Origin of the sequence: Malikia sp. (assembly GCF_028687635.1) — a bacterium.
Lineage (GTDB): Bacteria > Pseudomonadota > Gammaproteobacteria > Burkholderiales > Burkholderiaceae_C > Malikia.
Genome location: NZ_JAQTZS010000002.1, coordinates 186906 through 201598, shown reverse-complemented (window position 1 = coordinate 201598; position 14693 = coordinate 186906). Strand labels below are relative to the sequence as shown.

General features: G+C 67.5%; 12 protein-coding genes. 7 read left to right on the top strand and 5 right to left on the bottom strand.

What is annotated here, in order from left to right; all coding sequences use genetic code 11:
• Positions 1-7: 7 nt before the first annotated feature.
• Positions 8-733 carry a YebC/PmpR family DNA-binding transcriptional regulator gene (locus PHR85_RS02325; RefSeq protein WP_300049911.1) on the bottom strand — a complete coding sequence of 242 codons (726 nt, stop codon included), beginning with the start codon at positions 731-733 and terminating at the stop codon, positions 8-10.
• Between the two features lie 79 nt (positions 734-812).
• A complete protein-coding gene (gene sbcB, locus PHR85_RS02320; RefSeq protein ID WP_300049910.1) occupies positions 813-2270 on the bottom strand; it encodes an exodeoxyribonuclease I in 1458 nt (485 codons plus the stop codon).
• A gap of 353 nt (positions 2271-2623) precedes the next feature.
• On the opposite strand from sbcB, the gene PHR85_RS02315 reads away from it, so the two are divergent.
• The 4 genes from PHR85_RS02315 (at position 2624) to PHR85_RS02300 (ending at position 5082) form a co-directional block, all read left to right on the top strand.
• Positions 2624-2926: a hypothetical protein gene (locus tag PHR85_RS02315; protein WP_300049907.1), complete on the top strand. Its 303-nt coding sequence runs from the start codon at positions 2624-2626 to the stop codon at positions 2924-2926.
• Positions 2927-2929: 3 nt separating this feature from the next.
• Positions 2930-3574 (top strand): transposase, encoded by a 645-nt coding sequence (locus PHR85_RS02310; RefSeq protein ID WP_300049905.1) that lies wholly within the window; start codon positions 2930-2932, stop codon positions 3572-3574.
• Positions 3575-3625: 51 nt separating this feature from the next.
• Complete coding sequence (locus PHR85_RS02305) at positions 3626-4327, top strand: hypothetical protein (protein ID WP_300049903.1); 702 nt, start codon at positions 3626-3628, stop codon at positions 4325-4327.
• A 149-nt stretch (positions 4328-4476) separates the two neighbouring features.
• Positions 4477-5082: a M15 family metallopeptidase gene (locus tag PHR85_RS02300; RefSeq protein ID WP_300049901.1), complete on the top strand. Its 606-nt coding sequence runs from the start codon at positions 4477-4479 to the stop codon at positions 5080-5082.
• Positions 5083-5157: 75 nt separating this feature from the next.
• Here the strand turns inward: PHR85_RS02300 and clpA are convergent, their stop codons facing one another.
• Both clpA and clpS read right to left on the bottom strand, forming a co-directional pair.
• The gene (clpA, locus tag PHR85_RS02295; RefSeq protein WP_300049899.1) at positions 5158-7494 is read right to left on the bottom strand and encodes an ATP-dependent Clp protease ATP-binding subunit ClpA; all 2337 of its coding nucleotides are present in this window, start codon (positions 7492-7494) and stop codon (positions 5158-5160) included.
• A 78-nt stretch (positions 7495-7572) separates the two neighbouring features.
• On the bottom strand, positions 7573-7920 hold the full coding sequence (gene clpS, locus PHR85_RS02290; protein ID WP_300049897.1) for an ATP-dependent Clp protease adapter ClpS: 348 nt from the start codon (positions 7918-7920) through the stop codon (positions 7573-7575).
• 100 nt (positions 7921-8020) lie between these two features.
• On the opposite strand from clpS, the gene PHR85_RS02285 reads away from it, so the two are divergent.
• On the top strand, positions 8021-8527 hold the full coding sequence (locus PHR85_RS02285) for a C40 family peptidase (protein WP_300049894.1): 507 nt from the start codon (positions 8021-8023) through the stop codon (positions 8525-8527).
• A 4-nt stretch (positions 8528-8531) separates the two neighbouring features.
• On the top strand, positions 8532-9575 hold the full coding sequence (locus PHR85_RS02280; RefSeq protein ID WP_300049891.1) for an AI-2E family transporter: 1044 nt from the start codon (positions 8532-8534) through the stop codon (positions 9573-9575).
• Positions 9576-9594: 19 nt separating this feature from the next.
• Here the strand turns inward: PHR85_RS02280 and PHR85_RS02275 are convergent, their stop codons facing one another.
• Positions 9595-12051, bottom strand: coding sequence for an EAL domain-containing protein (locus PHR85_RS02275; protein ID WP_300049889.1), 2457 nt, complete (start codon positions 12049-12051; stop codon positions 9595-9597).
• A gap of 165 nt (positions 12052-12216) precedes the next feature.
• Between PHR85_RS02275 and PHR85_RS02270 the strand changes: the two genes are divergently transcribed.
• On the top strand, positions 12217-14685 hold the full coding sequence (locus tag PHR85_RS02270; RefSeq protein WP_300049887.1) for a transglycosylase domain-containing protein: 2469 nt from the start codon (positions 12217-12219) through the stop codon (positions 14683-14685).
• Positions 14686-14693: the final 8 nt, after the last annotated feature.

Sequence of the window (14693 nt, the reverse complement as noted above, 5' to 3'; positions counted from 1 at the left end):
TTCGCGCTCATTCGTTGATTTCCGCGTTGTGGAACACGTTCTGCACGTCGTCGAGGTCTTCGATCGCGTCGAGCAGCTTCTGCATCCGGGCGGCGTCGTCGCCGCTCAGTTCGATGTGGTTGTCGGCGCGCATGGTGACCTCGGCCACCTCGGGCGTCAGGCCGGCGGCTTCGAGCGCGTTCTTGACCGCCTCGAACTCGGTCGGCGCGGTCAGCACCTCGATCGCGCCGTCGGCGTCGGTGATCACGTCCTCGGCGCCGGCTTCGAGCGCGACTTCCATGATCTGGTCCTCGGAGCTGCCGGGCGCGAAGATCAGCTGGCCGCAATGCTTGAACTGGAAGGCCACCGAGCCTTCGGTGCCCAGGTTGCCGCCATGCTTGGAGAAGGCGTGGCGCACCTCGGCCACGGTGCGCACGCGGTTGTCGGTCATGGTGTCGACGATGATGGCCGCGCCGCCGATGCCGTAGCCCTCGTAGCGGATTTCCTCGTACTGGATGCCTTCGAGCGCGCCCGAGGCCTTGTCGATGTTGTACTTGACGCGGTCGGCGGGCATGTTGGCGGCCTTGGCCTTGTCCACGGCCAGGCGCAGGCGCGGGTTGGCACTCAGGTCGGGGCCGCCGGCGCGCGCGGCCACCGTGATTTCGCGAATGATGCGCGTCCAGATCTTGCCGCGTTTTTCATCCTGCCGCCCCTTGCGGTGCTGGATGTTGGCCCACTTGGAATGCCCTGCCATGAAAACCTCGTCTAATGGAAATGCTGTGCTTAACTGGCTATTGTAATTTGGACCCTGGCCCGACTGGGCAGGAATTGGCTCAGGCTTCGGGCGTGATGGCGCAGGCGTAGTCGTAGAGCTCGGACAGGATGGCCTCGGCGCGTTCGTCCTCGCGCTCGGCGGCCGCTTCCTGCAGCTCGTCGAGGCGCGCCAGCAGCGCCTCGGCGCTGAGCGAGCCGCCCTCGCCGCGCAGCAGGCGGGCCTGGCAATGCGCCTGCCAGCGCTGCGCCTCCTCGGGCAGCAGCTGTTCGGGGAAGTTGCGCGCCCGGTAGCGAAACACCAGCTCGGGCAGGCGCGGATCGTCGAAGCCGGCCTCGCGCCAGGCCGGATCGGCCGGGTCGCAATCGCGCAGGCGGTTCAGGCGCAGGCGATCGGCATCGCTCAGGAAGCTGCCGTAGAGGTCCTGGTCGACATCGACCGGGCCGGTGGATTCGCGCGGCGCGAACACCTCGCTCCAGCGCCCGCTCAGGTCGGGCAGCGCGCGCGCGATCTCGGCGTGCTGCAGCGCGCGCTCCAGCTCGATGCCCCATTTCCGCGCCATCTCGCCCTTGAGCGTGCGCAGGTTGGAGACCACCATCGGCGACTTGTTGAGGTGGATGCTCTTGAGCGCCAGCCGCTGGACGCCCTCGGGCAGCTCGTCCCGGGGCGTGAACAGGCGCTCTCTGAGCTGGGCCGCGCTGAGTTCGAGCAGCACGCGCGGGTCATGTTCCAGGTCCCAGGCCAGCAGCTCGTTGCGGTTGCCCGGGTGCATCGCCAGCGGCCACATCAGGGCCAGGCAGCCGCGCTCGGGCGCCAGCATGCCCGAGACATGCAGGAAGGGCCTGGCCTCGGCTGGCAGCGCCGGCAAGCCCAGCTCGGCCAGCACCCGCTTCTTGTCGCGCAGTCCCAGCGCGAAATCGAACAGGCGCGGCTGCTTGGCGCGCAGCAGGCGCGCCAGCGCCAGGGTCGCGCGCACATCCGACAGCGCGTCGTGCGCGGCCTCGTGCGCGATGCCGTTGGCGCGCGTCAGGTCTTCGAGCTTGAAGCTGGGCTTGCCGTCGGGTTTCTTCGGCCAGACGATGTCCTCGGGTCGCAGCGCATGACACAGACGCAGCACATCGAGCAGGTCCCAGCGGCCACAGCCGTTGCGCCACTCGCGCGAGTAGGGATCGATCAGGTTGCGCCAGAACAGGTAGCGGGTGAACTCGTCGTCGAAGCGGATCGAGTTGTAGCCCACCCCGACGGTGTCGGGCCGGGCCAGCTCGGCCTCGATGCGCGCGGCGAACTCGCGCTCGGGCAGGCCTTGTTCGAGGCAACGCTGGGGCGTGATGCCGGTGATCAGGCAGCTCTCGGGCGCGGGCAGGTAGTCGGGCGCCGGGCGGCAGTAGAGCATCAGCGGCGCGCCGATCTCGTTGAGTTCGGCATCGGTGCGGATGGCGGCGAACTGGGCCGGGCGGTCGCGCCTGGGACTGATGCCGAAGGTTTCGTAGTCGTGCCAGAGGAAGGTGAGTGCGCTCATATCGTCCAAGTATGACACCCGAATGCACGGACTCACGGGCTCCCCTGCCCTGCGCGCCACCTTCATGACGGAAGCCCAGCCGACTCGATCCCGGTACCTCCCGGGTGACAAAAGACCCGATCCGATTGCTTGACAATGACCAGAACTGAGCGGCAAGCCTCGGGGTTCAGCCCGAGGTTCGAGCGATCAGGCCGGCACGGCCTGTAGCCTGCGGCACAGTCCATGCCCTATCATGTTCGCCGTGAACACCGCCACCAAGACCCTCCAGCTGCGCATCAAGGACAAGCACGCCCGCGTGCTGTCGTCGATGGCCCGCGAGGTCAATCAGGTGTTCAACTTCTGCAACGAGACCAGTGCCCGCGCCATACCAGTGGCTCGGTGGCTACGACCTGCAAAAGCTCACCGCCGGGTTCAGCCAGTGCGACGGCATCGCCATCGGCAGCGGCACCGTGCAAGTCGTCTGCGCTGAATACGCCACCCGGCGCAAGCAGTTCAAACGCTCACGCCTGCACTGGCGGGTGTCGAACCCCAAGTCATCGAAATATTCGCTGGGCTGGATACCGTTCAAGGGTGGGCACGCCCGCTACAAGGCCGGCCAGATCCAGTTCGCCGGCCACAAGTTCGGCTTGTGGGACAGCTACGGCCTGTCGGATTAAGAGTTGCGGGCCGGCTCGTTCAGCGAAGACAGTCGAGGTCGCTGGTACTTCAACGTGGCGGTGCAGGTACCAGCAAAACCGAGCCTGGGCACGGCAGCCGTGGGCATCGATCTGGGCCTCAAGGAGGCGGCTGTTTGTTCAGATGGCCAGCGTATCGAAGGCCGCTGGTACCGGGCACATGAGCACAAGCTGGCGACCGCCCAGCGGGCGAGAAAGAAACGGCGCGTCAAGGCCATCCACGCCAGGATCGCCAACCAGCGCCAGGACGCGCTGCACCAATTGAGCACCGCCCTGGTGCAACGGAACGCCGCCATCTTCGTGGGCGACGTGGCCAGCGCCCAGCTGGTCAAGACCCAGACGGCCAAGTCCACGCTGGATGCGGGCTGGGCCATGTTCAAGACGATGTTGGAATACAAGAGCCATCAGGCCGGTATCGTCTTCGAGGTAGTGAACGAAGCGTATTCCACCCAGACTTGCTCGTGCTGCGGGGCCATCCCCGCCAGCAGTCCGAAAGGTAGGGCGGGTTTGCGAATAAGAGAATGGTCTTGCAGCCAGTGCGCGACGGTCCACGACCGGGACGTGAACGCGGCCAGGAACATTCTCGCGGCGGGGCATCGCCGTCTGGCAGCAGGAATCCCCGCCCTTTAAGGCGGGGAGGATGTCAACGAACGCGTACAGCGGGTCGAGGGTCTGAAGCCTTTGGTCGAAAGCGTACAGCAGGAAACTTCCCGCGAGATCGAGGGCATGAAGCAGCAGGCTGAACGCGACGCCAACGCCCTGAACCTGGTCTACCGGCAGCTGAACCCCAGCCCGGAACTGCCCGCGATCGCGCAGGACAAGCTCGACGAGGCCCTGAGGCTGGCCTCGCGATCAGTCAGGGTTCAGGCCTTCAACAAGGCCTGGAGGGTGCGCGCCGACAACTGGCGCGACTCCGAAAGCAAGGGCAAGATGGCGCTGACGATTCCGATCTTTCGCGCCCTGATCCACAACGACCCGGACGACCAGTACCACATGAACCACGGACAACTGGGATTCGCGCTCAAGGACAAGGCGCCGCCCGCGTGGGAAGAGGCGAAGGCCGAACTCAGCACGGCGATCAGGATACGCGGCGACTGGCGGGAGAAGGGCTGGCTGTATTACGAATTCGCCCGCGCCGTCTGCCGGATCATGCTCGACTCCGGCTACCTGGCCGGCAAGGCCAGCGCATCCGATGCCCGTGAAGCGATACTGGCCGACCTGCAGGCAGCACTGCATGCCGAAGACATCCGGAACATCCTGACCCAGACCCCGGAAGCCGGGCCGGAGCCCTACGCATCACAGGCCGAGTCCACGGCAGCCGTGATCGACCAGTGGCTGGCTCAAAACCACTTGAACAAGAGCAAACTGCTCGCCGGCAAATGATGCGCACGCCACGCCGGCGCACTCCACTCAGACCTGCAGGCGCCACGCATCGATGCTTCTCATATTGAAATGATTTATTTGACGCGCAAACAGCCTGTTCCTACGATGTCTCGCGGCGATCTGTCGCAAGACCTCACAGGGAGACAGCAATGAAAGTGGAAGAGATGATCGAAGCGGTGCAGCGCAAGCTTGGCGTTGCAGTCGACGGCCGGGCCGGGCCGCAGACCTGGGGCGAAATCTACCAGCGCATCGTCGGAGCGCCCGGGCCTGCGCCAGCGCCGGCCGGGATCAATGCGGTCGACGTGCGCAGCGAAAAGGCGATCGCGACACTGCTGCCCGAGGTGCGGGGCTACGCGCGCGCGCTGGTGCACCGGGCCGCCAGCCACGACATCGCGGTCAAGATCATCAGCGGCACGCGCAGCTACGCCGAGCAGAACGCGCTCTATGCGCGCGGGCGCACCGAGCCTGGCCCGATCGTGACCAACGCGCGTGGCGGCCACTCGAACCACAACTTCGGCATCGCTTTCGACATCGGTGTGTTCGAAGGCAGCCGCTACCTCGGTGACTCGCCGAAATACCAGGCCGTCGGCTTGCTTGGCGGCGAGCTCGGGCTCGAATGGGGTGGCAACTGGACCGACTTCGTCGACCGGCCGCATTTCCAGCTGCGCCCGGCCTGGGCCGAGGGGCTGAGCAGCCGCGAGTTGCTCGCCGAGCTCAGGACGCGCACCGCTTCGCACCAGCCGGTCTACGCCTGAAACGCAAGCGGCTCCCCTCGGGGAGCCGGCTTGACTGACACTGCCCGCGGGCCGGGCCGCTGCTCTAAACGGCGCTCAGTCCGCAGCCGCTTCCTCGGGCTCGGCCTTGGCGTGCTTTTCCTTCTTGGGCAGCGGCTGGATGTCGAGCTTGACCTCGGGCTTGTCGGCATCCTGCAGATCGATGTCGACGCGCAGGCGGCCGCCCTCGGTCAGGCGACCAAACAGCAGCTCGTCGGCCAGGGCGCGGCGGATCATGTCCTGGATCAGGCGCTGCATCGGGCGCGCGCCCATCAGCGGGTCGAAGCCCTTCTTGGCCAGGTGCTGGCGCAGCTCGTCGGTGAAGGTGACCTCGACCTTCTTCTCGGCGAGCTGGTGTTCGAGCTGCAGCAGGAACTTGTCGACCACGCGCAGGATGATCTGCTCGTCGAGCGGCTTGAAGCTGACGATGGCGTCGAGCCGGTTGCGGAACTCGGGCGTGAACAGGCGCTTGATGTCGGCCATCTCGTCGCCGGCCTGGCGCGGATTGTTGAAGCCGATCGCGGCCTTGTTCATGGTCTCGGCGCCCGCGTTGGTCGTCATGACGATGATGACGTTGCGGAAGTCGGCCTTGCGCCCGTTGTTGTCGGTCAGCGTGCCGTGGTCCATCACCTGCAGCAGCACGTTGAAGATCGCCGGGTGCGCCTTCTCGATCTCGTCGAGCAGCAGCACGCAGTGCGGCTTCTTGGTGATGGCCTCGGTCAGCAGGCCGCCCTGGTCGAAGCCGACATAGCCCGGCGGCGCGCCGATCAGGCGGCTGACGGCATGCTGCTCCATGTACTCGGACATGTCGAAGCGGATCAGCTCGATGCCCAGGATGTAGGCCAGCTGCTTGGCGGCCTCGGTCTTGCCGACGCCGGTCGGACCCGAGAACAGGAAGCTGCCGATCGGCTTGTCGACCTTGCCCAGGCCGGCGCGCGACATCTTGACCGCGGACGACAGGGCATCGAGCGCCTTGTCCTGGCCAAACACGACCGACTTGAGGTCGCGCTCGAGCGTGGCGAGCTTGCTGCGGTCGTCGCTGGAGACGTTGGCGGGCGGGATGCGGGCGATCTTGGCGACGATCTCCTCGATCTCGGACTTGCCGATGATCTTCTTGCGCTTGGACGGCACCAGGATGCGTTGGGCGGCGCCGGCCTCGTCGATCACGTCGATCGCCTTGTCGGGCAGGTGGCGGTCGCTGATGTACTTGGCCGAGAGTTCGGCGGCGGCCTGCAACGCGGCGCTCGCGTACTTGACGCTGTGGTGCTCCTCGAAACGGCTCTTGAGGCCCTTGAGGATGTCGATCGTCTGCGCCACGGTGGGTTCGGCCACGTCGACCTTCTGGAAGCGGCGGCTCAAGGCGGCGTCCTTCTCGAAGATGCCGCGGTACTCGGTGAAGGTGGTCGCGCCGATGCACTTGAGCGCGCCACTGGACAGCGCGGGTTTGAGCAGATTGGACGCGTCGAGCGTGCCGCCCGAGGCCGCGCCAGCGCCGATCAGGGTATGGATCTCGTCGATGAACAGGATCGCGTGCGGCTTGTCCTTGAGCGTCTTGAGCACGCCCTTGAGGCGCTGCTCGAAGTCGCCGCGGTACTTGGTGCCGGCCAGCAGCGCGCCCATGTCGAGCGAGTAGACCTGGGCCTCGGCCAGCACCTCGGGCACATCCTTCTGGACGATGCGCCAGGCCAGGCCCTCGGCGATCGCGGTCTTGCCGACGCCGGCCTCGCCGACCAGCAGCGGGTTGTTCTTGCGCCGGCGGCACAGGATCTGGATCACGCGCTCGACCTCGAACTCGCGCCCGATCAGCGGGTCGATCTTGCCGTCCTTGGCCGCCTGGTTCAGGTTGAGCGTGAACTGCTCCAGCGGCGAGGCTTTCTCGCTGCCCTTGGCCTCCTGGCCTTCCTCGTTCTCGGCGGCGCCGCCCTCGGCGGGCTTGGGCGGCTGCTCGGGCGAGTCGCCCTTCTTGATGCCGTGCGCGATGAAGTTGACGACATCCAGCCGGGTCACGCCCTGCTGGTGCAGGTAGTAGACCGCGTGCGAGTCCTTCTCGCCGAAGATCGCGACCAGCACGTTGGCGCCGGTGACTTCCTTCTTGCCGTTGCCGGTCGACTGGACATGCATGATGGCGCGTTGGATCACGCGCTGGAAACCCAGCGTGGGCTGGGTGTCGACCTCGTCGCTGCCGGCGACCTGGGGCGTGTTGTCCTTGATGAAGGCCGCCAGCGCCTGGCGCAGATCGTCGATGCTGGCCGCGCAGGCGCGCAGCACCTCGGCCGCACTCGGGTTGTCGAGCAAGGCGAGCAGCAGGTGTTCGACGGTGATGAATTCGTGCCTCTGCTGCCTCGCCTCGACGAAGGCCATGTGCAAGCTGACTTCAAGTTCCTGGGCAATCATGTGGCACTTCCTTTAAACGTGTCTCTAATTTATCGCGTTTTTCACTCCGCTGCAGGGCCACATGGGGACTGGCCTGGCTTATTCAACGGGTTCCGCCAGACATTGCAGCGGATGACCGTGGTGGCGGGCCACCTGCAGCACCTGCTCGACCTTGGTCGTAGCCAGGTCGCGCGTGAAGACGCCGCAGACGCCGCGCCCCTCCAGGTGGATCCTGAGCATGATCTGGGTCGCGGTCTCGCGGTCCTTGTGGAAGTATTCCTGCAGCACGAGCACGACGAACTCCATCGGCGTGAAATCGTCGTTGAGCAACACGACCTGGTACATCTTGGGCGGCTCGACGCGCTGGGTCTTGCGTTCGAGCACGACTTCGGCACCGCCGGCCGGAACGGAGGGACTGAGGTCCGGATTCTTGGGTGTAGTGGCCATGAAAATGATTCTAGCGGCAGGAATCGCACCAGCCCACGGATTGACCGTCTGGAGGTGGGCAGAGCAGAATCCTTCATCACCCCATTTCGAGCATTACCCCATGAAGCCTATCCATAGGGTCGCCGCGACCGCGACCGCGATGGCGCTGCTGCTGCAGGGCTGCGGCACGACGGCGCCACCCTCGTCCGGGGGCCGGTCCACGCTGACGGTGCGCTCCGAGCATTCCGCCCAACTGGGCAGCGATGTCGCGCTCTACGCCATGTCCATGCTCGACCAGAGCTACCGCTGGGGCGGGAAGGCAGCGCAAGGCGGCTTCGACTGCTCGGGACTGGTCAGCCATGTGTTTCGCGAGGCCGCCGGCGTGGATCTGCGCGGCAACGCCGCCGCGATGTCACGCCAGTCACGTCCGGTCGATCTGGCGGCGCTACAGGCGGGGGACCTGCTGTTCTTCAACACCCTGGGCCAGCCGAGCTCGCATGTCGGCGTCTACGTGGGCCAGGGCCAGTTCGTGCACGCGGCCAACGAGCGCAGCGGCGTGCGCATGGACCGGCTGGGCAACCGCTACTACGCGGCCCGCTTCGAAGGCGCCAAGACCGTGCTAGATTAAGCCGATGAATCCACGCACCCCAGATCGCGTCCTCGCTGTCCTGTCGCTGACCCTGCTCGGCCTGGGTTGCCTGTTCGTGCTCTGGCCGTTCCTGACCTCGCTGGCCTGGGCGGCGATCCTGGTCTCCAGCAGCTGGGGCACCTTCGCCTGGCTGGACCGGCTGCTGGGCGGGCGGCGGGCGCTATCGGCTAGCCTGATGACGCTGCTGGTGACCGTGGTCGTGCTGCTGCCGGTGGTGGTGCTGGCGGTGGCGCTGTCGGACGACGTCGCCGAGCTCGGTCGCTCGACCGGCAAGCTGGTCAGCGAGGGCCTGCCCGATGCGCCCGCCTGGCTCGCCAGCCTGCCGCTGGTGGGACCTGCGCTGGAGCGCTACTGGCAACAGTTCGCGCACAACGGCCAGCGCCTGATGCAGGAGCTGGCCAAGCTGGCCGAGCCGGCGCAGTCCTTCGCGCTCGATGCCGGCTCCCTGGTGGGCCGCGGGGTGCTGGACATCGCGCTGTCGGTGTTCCTGGCCTTCTTCCTCTACCTGCACGGCGAGGCGCTGGCCCAGCGGGTGCTCTACGCGCTGGAGCGGCTCAGCGGTGCCAGGGCCTCTCACCTGCTCGGGCTCACGCGTGGCACGGTCAACGGCGTGATCTACGGCGTGCTCGGCACCGCGCTGGCGCAAGGCGTGCTGGCCTCGACCGGGCTGGCGATCGCCGGCGTGCCGGGCGCGGTGCTGCTGGGCGCGGTGACCTTCCTGCTGTCTGTGGTGCCGGTCGGCCCGCCGCTGGTCTGGGGCGGCGCCGCGTTCTGGCTGTTCCAGCAGGGCGACCCGATGTGGGCGATCTTCATGGCCAGCTGGGGCTTCTTCGTCGTCAGCACGGTCGACAACTTCATCAAGCCCTTCATCATCAGCCGGGGCGCCAAGCTGCCGTTCGCGGTGGTCTTCATGGGCGTGCTCGGCGGGGTGCTGGCCTTCGGCGTGATCGGTGCCTTCCTGGGGCCGGCGCTGCTGGCGGTGGGCTTCCGGCTGATCAGCGAATGGAGCAGCCGCGCGCCGGACTGAAGGCGCGCATCAGGCCGCATCAGGCGGCATCCTGCGCGACCGACGGCGGCAGGAAGCGACTCTCGAACTCCGCCAGCGGCAGTGGCCCGCTGAGCAGGAAGCCCTGCCCCAACGGACAGCCCAGCTGCAGCAGATGCTGGCGCTGCTGCTCGGTTTCTATGCCCTCGGCCATCAGATCGAGCCGGAGCCGATGGACCAGTTCGCTGATGATCTCGACCAGCACGCGGTCGCCCTCGTGGTCGAGCATGCCGCGCACGAAGCACTGGTCGATCTTGACCCCGCTGACCGGGAGCCGGCTGAGGTAGGACAGGCTGGAGTAGCCGGTACCGAAGTCGTCGATCAGCAGCGCCACGCCCAGGTCGCGGAACTGCCGCAGGCGCTCCAGCAGTTCGGGCGAAGGGCGGGCCCAGATCGCCTCGGTCAGCTCGATTTCGAGCCAGGACGGCTCCAGCCCCAGCTCTTCCAGCAGGTTGCGCAGCAGGTCCAGCCAGTCCGGGCGCTGCAGGTCGGAGGCGCTCTGGTTGAGCGCCAGCCGCCAGTGGCCGGGCCAGCGCCCCTGCCCGGCCCAGGCCGCGATCTGGCGCAGCGTGGTCCGCAGCATCCAGATGTCGATCGGGCCCAGCAGCTGGTGCTGCACCGCCACCTGCAGGAAGTCGTTGCTGCCGAGCAGGCCCAGGCGGGGATGCTGCCAGCGCACCAGGGCTTCGGCACCGACGACGGCCATGTCGTGCAGCCGGAACTTGGGCTGCCAATACACCTCCAGCTGGCCTTGTTCGAGCGCCGCGCGCAGCTCCTGGTGCAGGCTGTAGGTTTCGAGCAGGGCATGGCCGAGCTCGGCGGTATAGGCTTGCAGCTGGTTGCGCCCGGCCCGCTTGGCGGCGTACATGGCCTGATCGGCATGGCGCAACAGGGCCTCGGCGCTGTCGCCGTCGTCGGGGAACATGACCAGGCCGACCGAGGCCTGGGCCCGATAGTCGGGCGTGCCGTCGAGCACCATCGGCTCGTGCAGCTGGTGCACCAGACGGGCGGCGAGTTCAAGGGCCTGGTCGCGGTTGATGTTGGGCAGCAGCACGACGAATTCGTCGCCACCCAGGCGCGCGACCGTGTCCATCTCGCGCACCGCGTCGCGCAGGCGGTGCGCGATCACGATCAGCAATTCGTCGCCGACCGCGTGGCCCAGCGTGTCGTTGACTTCCTTGAAGTGGTCGAGGTCAGCAAACAGCAGCGCGAAGGTTTCCCGCTCGCGTCGCGCCTGCGACACCACCTGGTTCAGGCGATCCTGAAACAGGACACGGTTGGGCAGGCCGGTCAGGCCGTCGGTGGTGGCCAGGCGCAGTATCTCGTCGCTGGCGCGACGCGCCTCGGTCAGATCGCTGATGACGGCCATGTAGCCTTGCGCGCTCCCTCTGGCATCGACCAGCGCGGTCACGCTCAGCCGCACCACCAGCTGCACGCCGCTGGCCGTGCGCAGCAGGGCCTCGCCGGTCCAGCGCCCGCGCAGGCGCAAGTCCTCCAGGATGGGGGCTTCGAGCTCGCCGTCTGGCGAGCCATGCTGACTGAGCAGCAGGGCGAAACGCCCAGGCAGCGCCAGCGCGCCGTAGCCGGTCAAGCGCTCGAAGGCGGGATTGGCGCGCAACAGGTGGCCGTGCGCGTCGGCCACGACGATGGCGTCGTTGCTGTGGAGAAAGACCGTCTCGCTCATGAGCTGGTCGCGTGCTGCCGCGCGCTCGGCCGTGACATCGCGCGAGACGCAACCGACACCCCAGATGCGCTGGTCGGCGCCGCGCAAGGGGTACTTGAGCACGCGCATCTCGCGCTGTCGGTCGGCCTGATGCAGGGTGTGGTGAAACACGGCGGGCTGGCCCGAGCTGATGACCTGCTGGTTTTCCTGGTAGTGCACGATCGCATCGTGCAAGGGCAGGATCTTGTCCAGGCTCAGGCCCAGGACACGCTGGAGCTGGTTGCCCATCAGCTCCAGCGCCTTGCGGTTGGCGTAGAGGCAGCGGCCTTCGAGGTCGAAGGCGTAGATGTTGTCGTTGCTGCAGTCGAGCAGACTGCGCATCAGGCGCTGGTCGCGCCCGCTCAGGAAGTCGGCGCTGCGGTCGAACAGCTGCAGCAGGATGCGATGGCGGCCCTCGCCGTCGAGCCGGCGCCAGAGTGCGTCGACACGCCGCACGCCCTGCCCCGCGTCATCGAGCTGCAGGCTGTCGAGCCTGCCGGCGGATGGGACAGCGGCCTGACCCAAGATGATGCTCCTGAGCCTGCCGCGGTCGTGGCGTGACAGCGCCTTGAGCAGGCACCAGGGGTCCGTGCCCGTCGCACCGGCGCAACCGAGCAAGGCCCAGGCCCGGTCGCTGGCTTGCAGGATCCTGCCCTTGCCGTCGAGCAGCAGCGCGGGCATGGGCAGCGCGTCGAACAGCATGCGGAAATGCCCGGCATCGGACTCGGGATCGCAGATCGGACTCGTCGACGGCACTTTGGCGTTTCCTTCCTGCCTGAATGATTCCGGGATCAGCCAATCTGATACCGTTTTTGCATCCTACAGGGTTACAAGTCATTACGTAATAGGACCAGGCTCCCATGACATTGCAGGCCGGGTTATCGCTTGATAGGAGCCGACTGGCCGCAAAATAGCGGCGACATGAAGCTGCCACCCGCCCTCCTGCACCGCTGCCACCGGCTCCACGGCTGGCTGGCCCCCGCCATCGCGCAGGCGCGCTTGACCCTCGTGCGGCGGCCCGACCGGCCGCGCCGCCTGGGCTGGCGCGGCGCGCTGCTCGCCATCGCCGCGCTGCCCGCCTTGCTGCTGCTCTACGCGCTGCTGCTGATCCCGTTCACACCGGCGATCAGCGACATCCGCAAGGCAGCGACCGAGCGGCCGGCGCAGGTGATGAGCGCGGACAGCCGCCTGCTGGTCGAGTTCAAGCGCTCGAACCGGGTCTGGATCGAACTCAAGGATGTGGCACCGCATGTGCTCGATGCGCTGGTCGCGACCGAGGACCACCGATTTTATGAGCATTTCGGCATGGACTGGCGGCGCACCGCCTCGTCGGCGCTGCACACCTTCGGCGGTGACCGCCAGGGCGGCTCGACGCTGACGCAGCAGCTCGCGCGCAACCTGTACCCGGAGGAGATCGGGCGCGCGCCGACGCTGACGCGCAAGCTGAAGGAGGCGATCACGGCATTCAAGATCGAGGCGGTCTACTCAAAGGACGAGATCCTGGAGACCTACCTCAACACGGTGCCCTTCCTCTACAACGCCTACGGCATCGAGATGGCGGCACGCACCTATTTCGACCGCTCGGCCGGCGAGCTCGACCGGCTGCAGGCGGCCACGCTGGTCGGCATGCTCAAGGGCAACAGCTACTACAACCCGGTGCTCAACCCCGAGCGCGCGCTGCAGCGGCGCAACACCGTGCTGGCGCAGATGGTCAAGCGCGGCAAGCTGGATGCGGCCAAATACGCCGCGCTGAAGGAAAGACCGCTGCGGCTGGAGTTCGAGCGCCAGAGCGAGCCGCTGGGAGCCGCCCCGCATTTTTCCCAGCAGCTGCGGCGCTGGCTGATCAGCTGGGCCGACCGCAGGGGCTACAACCTCTATGCCGACGGCCTGGTGGTGCGCACGACGCTGGACTCGCGCCTGCAGGCGGCGGCCAACCAGGCGGTGGCGCGCCAGGGGGCGCGGCTGCAGGGCGTGGCCGACGCGGCCTGGGGCCGGACCTGGAACGCCAAGGACCCGGTGGTGCGCGCCCTGCTGATCGAGTCGCCCGAATACCGGGCGGCGCGCGACACCGGGCTCGACGAGGCCCAGGCGCTGAAACAACTGCAGACCGACCGCGCCTTCATGCAGCGGCTGCGCGCGCAGAAGACCAGGGTGCAGGCCGGCCTGCTGGCGCTCGACCCCAGAGACGGCCATGTGCTGGCCTGGGTCGGCAGCCGCGGCTATGAGCAGGACGCCTACGACCATGTGCAGCAGGCGCGGCGCCAGCCGGGCTCGACCTTCAAGCCCTTCGTCTATGGCGAGGCGCTGCGCCAGGGGCTGAGTCCGGATGACAAATGGGTGGATCGCGCAGTCGAGATCGACGTCGGCCATGGCGAGATCTGGCGCCCGAGCGACGGCGGCCCGCCGAGCGGGCGTTCGATGAGTCTGCGCGAGGCGCTGGCCCAGTCGAAGAACACGATCACGGCCCAGCTGGTGCAGGAGGTCGGCCCGGCCAAGGTGGCCAAGCTGGCGCGCGCCATGGGGGTGCGCCAGAGCCCGCTCAAGGAGGTGCCGTCGCTGGCGCTGGGAACCAGCCCGGTCACGCTGAAGGAAATGGTGACCGCCTACGGCACGATCGCCAACGGCGGGGGCTACCTGGAGCCGGTGTTCGTGACCCGGATCGAGAACCGCGAAGGCCGGGTGCTGGAGGAGTTCGCACCGGCCAAGCCCGAGACGGTGCTGGCGCGGCACCAGGCCTGGGCGCTCTATGACCTGATGCGCGGCGTGGTCGACCGCGGCACCGGCCGCGCGATCCGCGGCCAATACGGCATCCGGGCCGATGTCGCGGGCAAGACCGGCACCACGCAGGACTACGCCGACGGCTGGTTCATCCTGATGCACCCGCAGCTGGTCACGGGCGCCTGGGTCGGCTTCAACGACAGCCGCATCACGCTGCGCAGCGAGCATTGGGGCCAGGGCGCGCACAGCGCGCTGCCGATGGTGGGAGAGCTGACATCGCGGGCGCTGCGCGCGCGCATCGCCGACCCGCGCGCGCGCTTCGAGGAGCCCGACGACAGCAACTGGCTGACCCGGCTGTGGCGCGGCGCGGGCGACTGGGTGCAAGGCTGGTGGCAGGGAATGTGGAAGGAGCTGGGGCAGCGCTGGGACGAGCTGCTACGGCCCGAGCGAGCGGCCCGGCCACCGGCGGCCCCGCTGCCGCAGGATGAAGTGCCGGTGCGCGATGCCGTTCCCGATCTGGTCGAACCGGAGCTGACGCCGCCACCGGCCCCCACCCCGGTGGATCCGTTACAGGAAAAGATCGACCAGATCATCAACGAGGAGCAAACGCGCCCGGCGGCAACCCCCGTGACGACACCGGAGATCGCGCCAGCCCAGTCAGCCGCTCCGTGATAATCACC

What these genes read in the sequence shown, in the direction of transcription:
- PHR85_RS02300 (WP_300049901.1), top strand. Translation starts at nt 4,477, where the DNA reads ATGAAAGTGGAAGAGATGATCGAAGCGGTGCAGCGCAAGCTTGGCGTT.
- PHR85_RS02325 (WP_300049911.1), bottom strand. Translation starts at nt 733, where the DNA reads ATGGCAGGGCATTCCAAGTGGGCCAACATCCAGCACCGCAAGGGGCGG.
- sbcB (WP_300049910.1), bottom strand. Translation starts at nt 2,270, where the DNA reads ATGAGCGCACTCACCTTCCTCTGGCACGACTACGAAACCTTCGGCATC.
- clpS (WP_300049897.1), bottom strand. Translation starts at nt 7,920, where the DNA reads ATGGCCACTACACCCAAGAATCCGGACCTCAGTCCCTCCGTTCCGGCC.
- PHR85_RS02280 (WP_300049891.1), top strand. Translation starts at nt 8,532, where the DNA reads ATGAATCCACGCACCCCAGATCGCGTCCTCGCTGTCCTGTCGCTGACC.
- clpA (WP_300049899.1), bottom strand. Translation starts at nt 7,494, where the DNA reads ATGATTGCCCAGGAACTTGAAGTCAGCTTGCACATGGCCTTCGTCGAG.
- PHR85_RS02285 (WP_300049894.1), top strand. Translation starts at nt 8,021, where the DNA reads ATGAAGCCTATCCATAGGGTCGCCGCGACCGCGACCGCGATGGCGCTG.
- PHR85_RS02270 (WP_300049887.1), top strand. Translation starts at nt 12,217, where the DNA reads ATGAAGCTGCCACCCGCCCTCCTGCACCGCTGCCACCGGCTCCACGGC.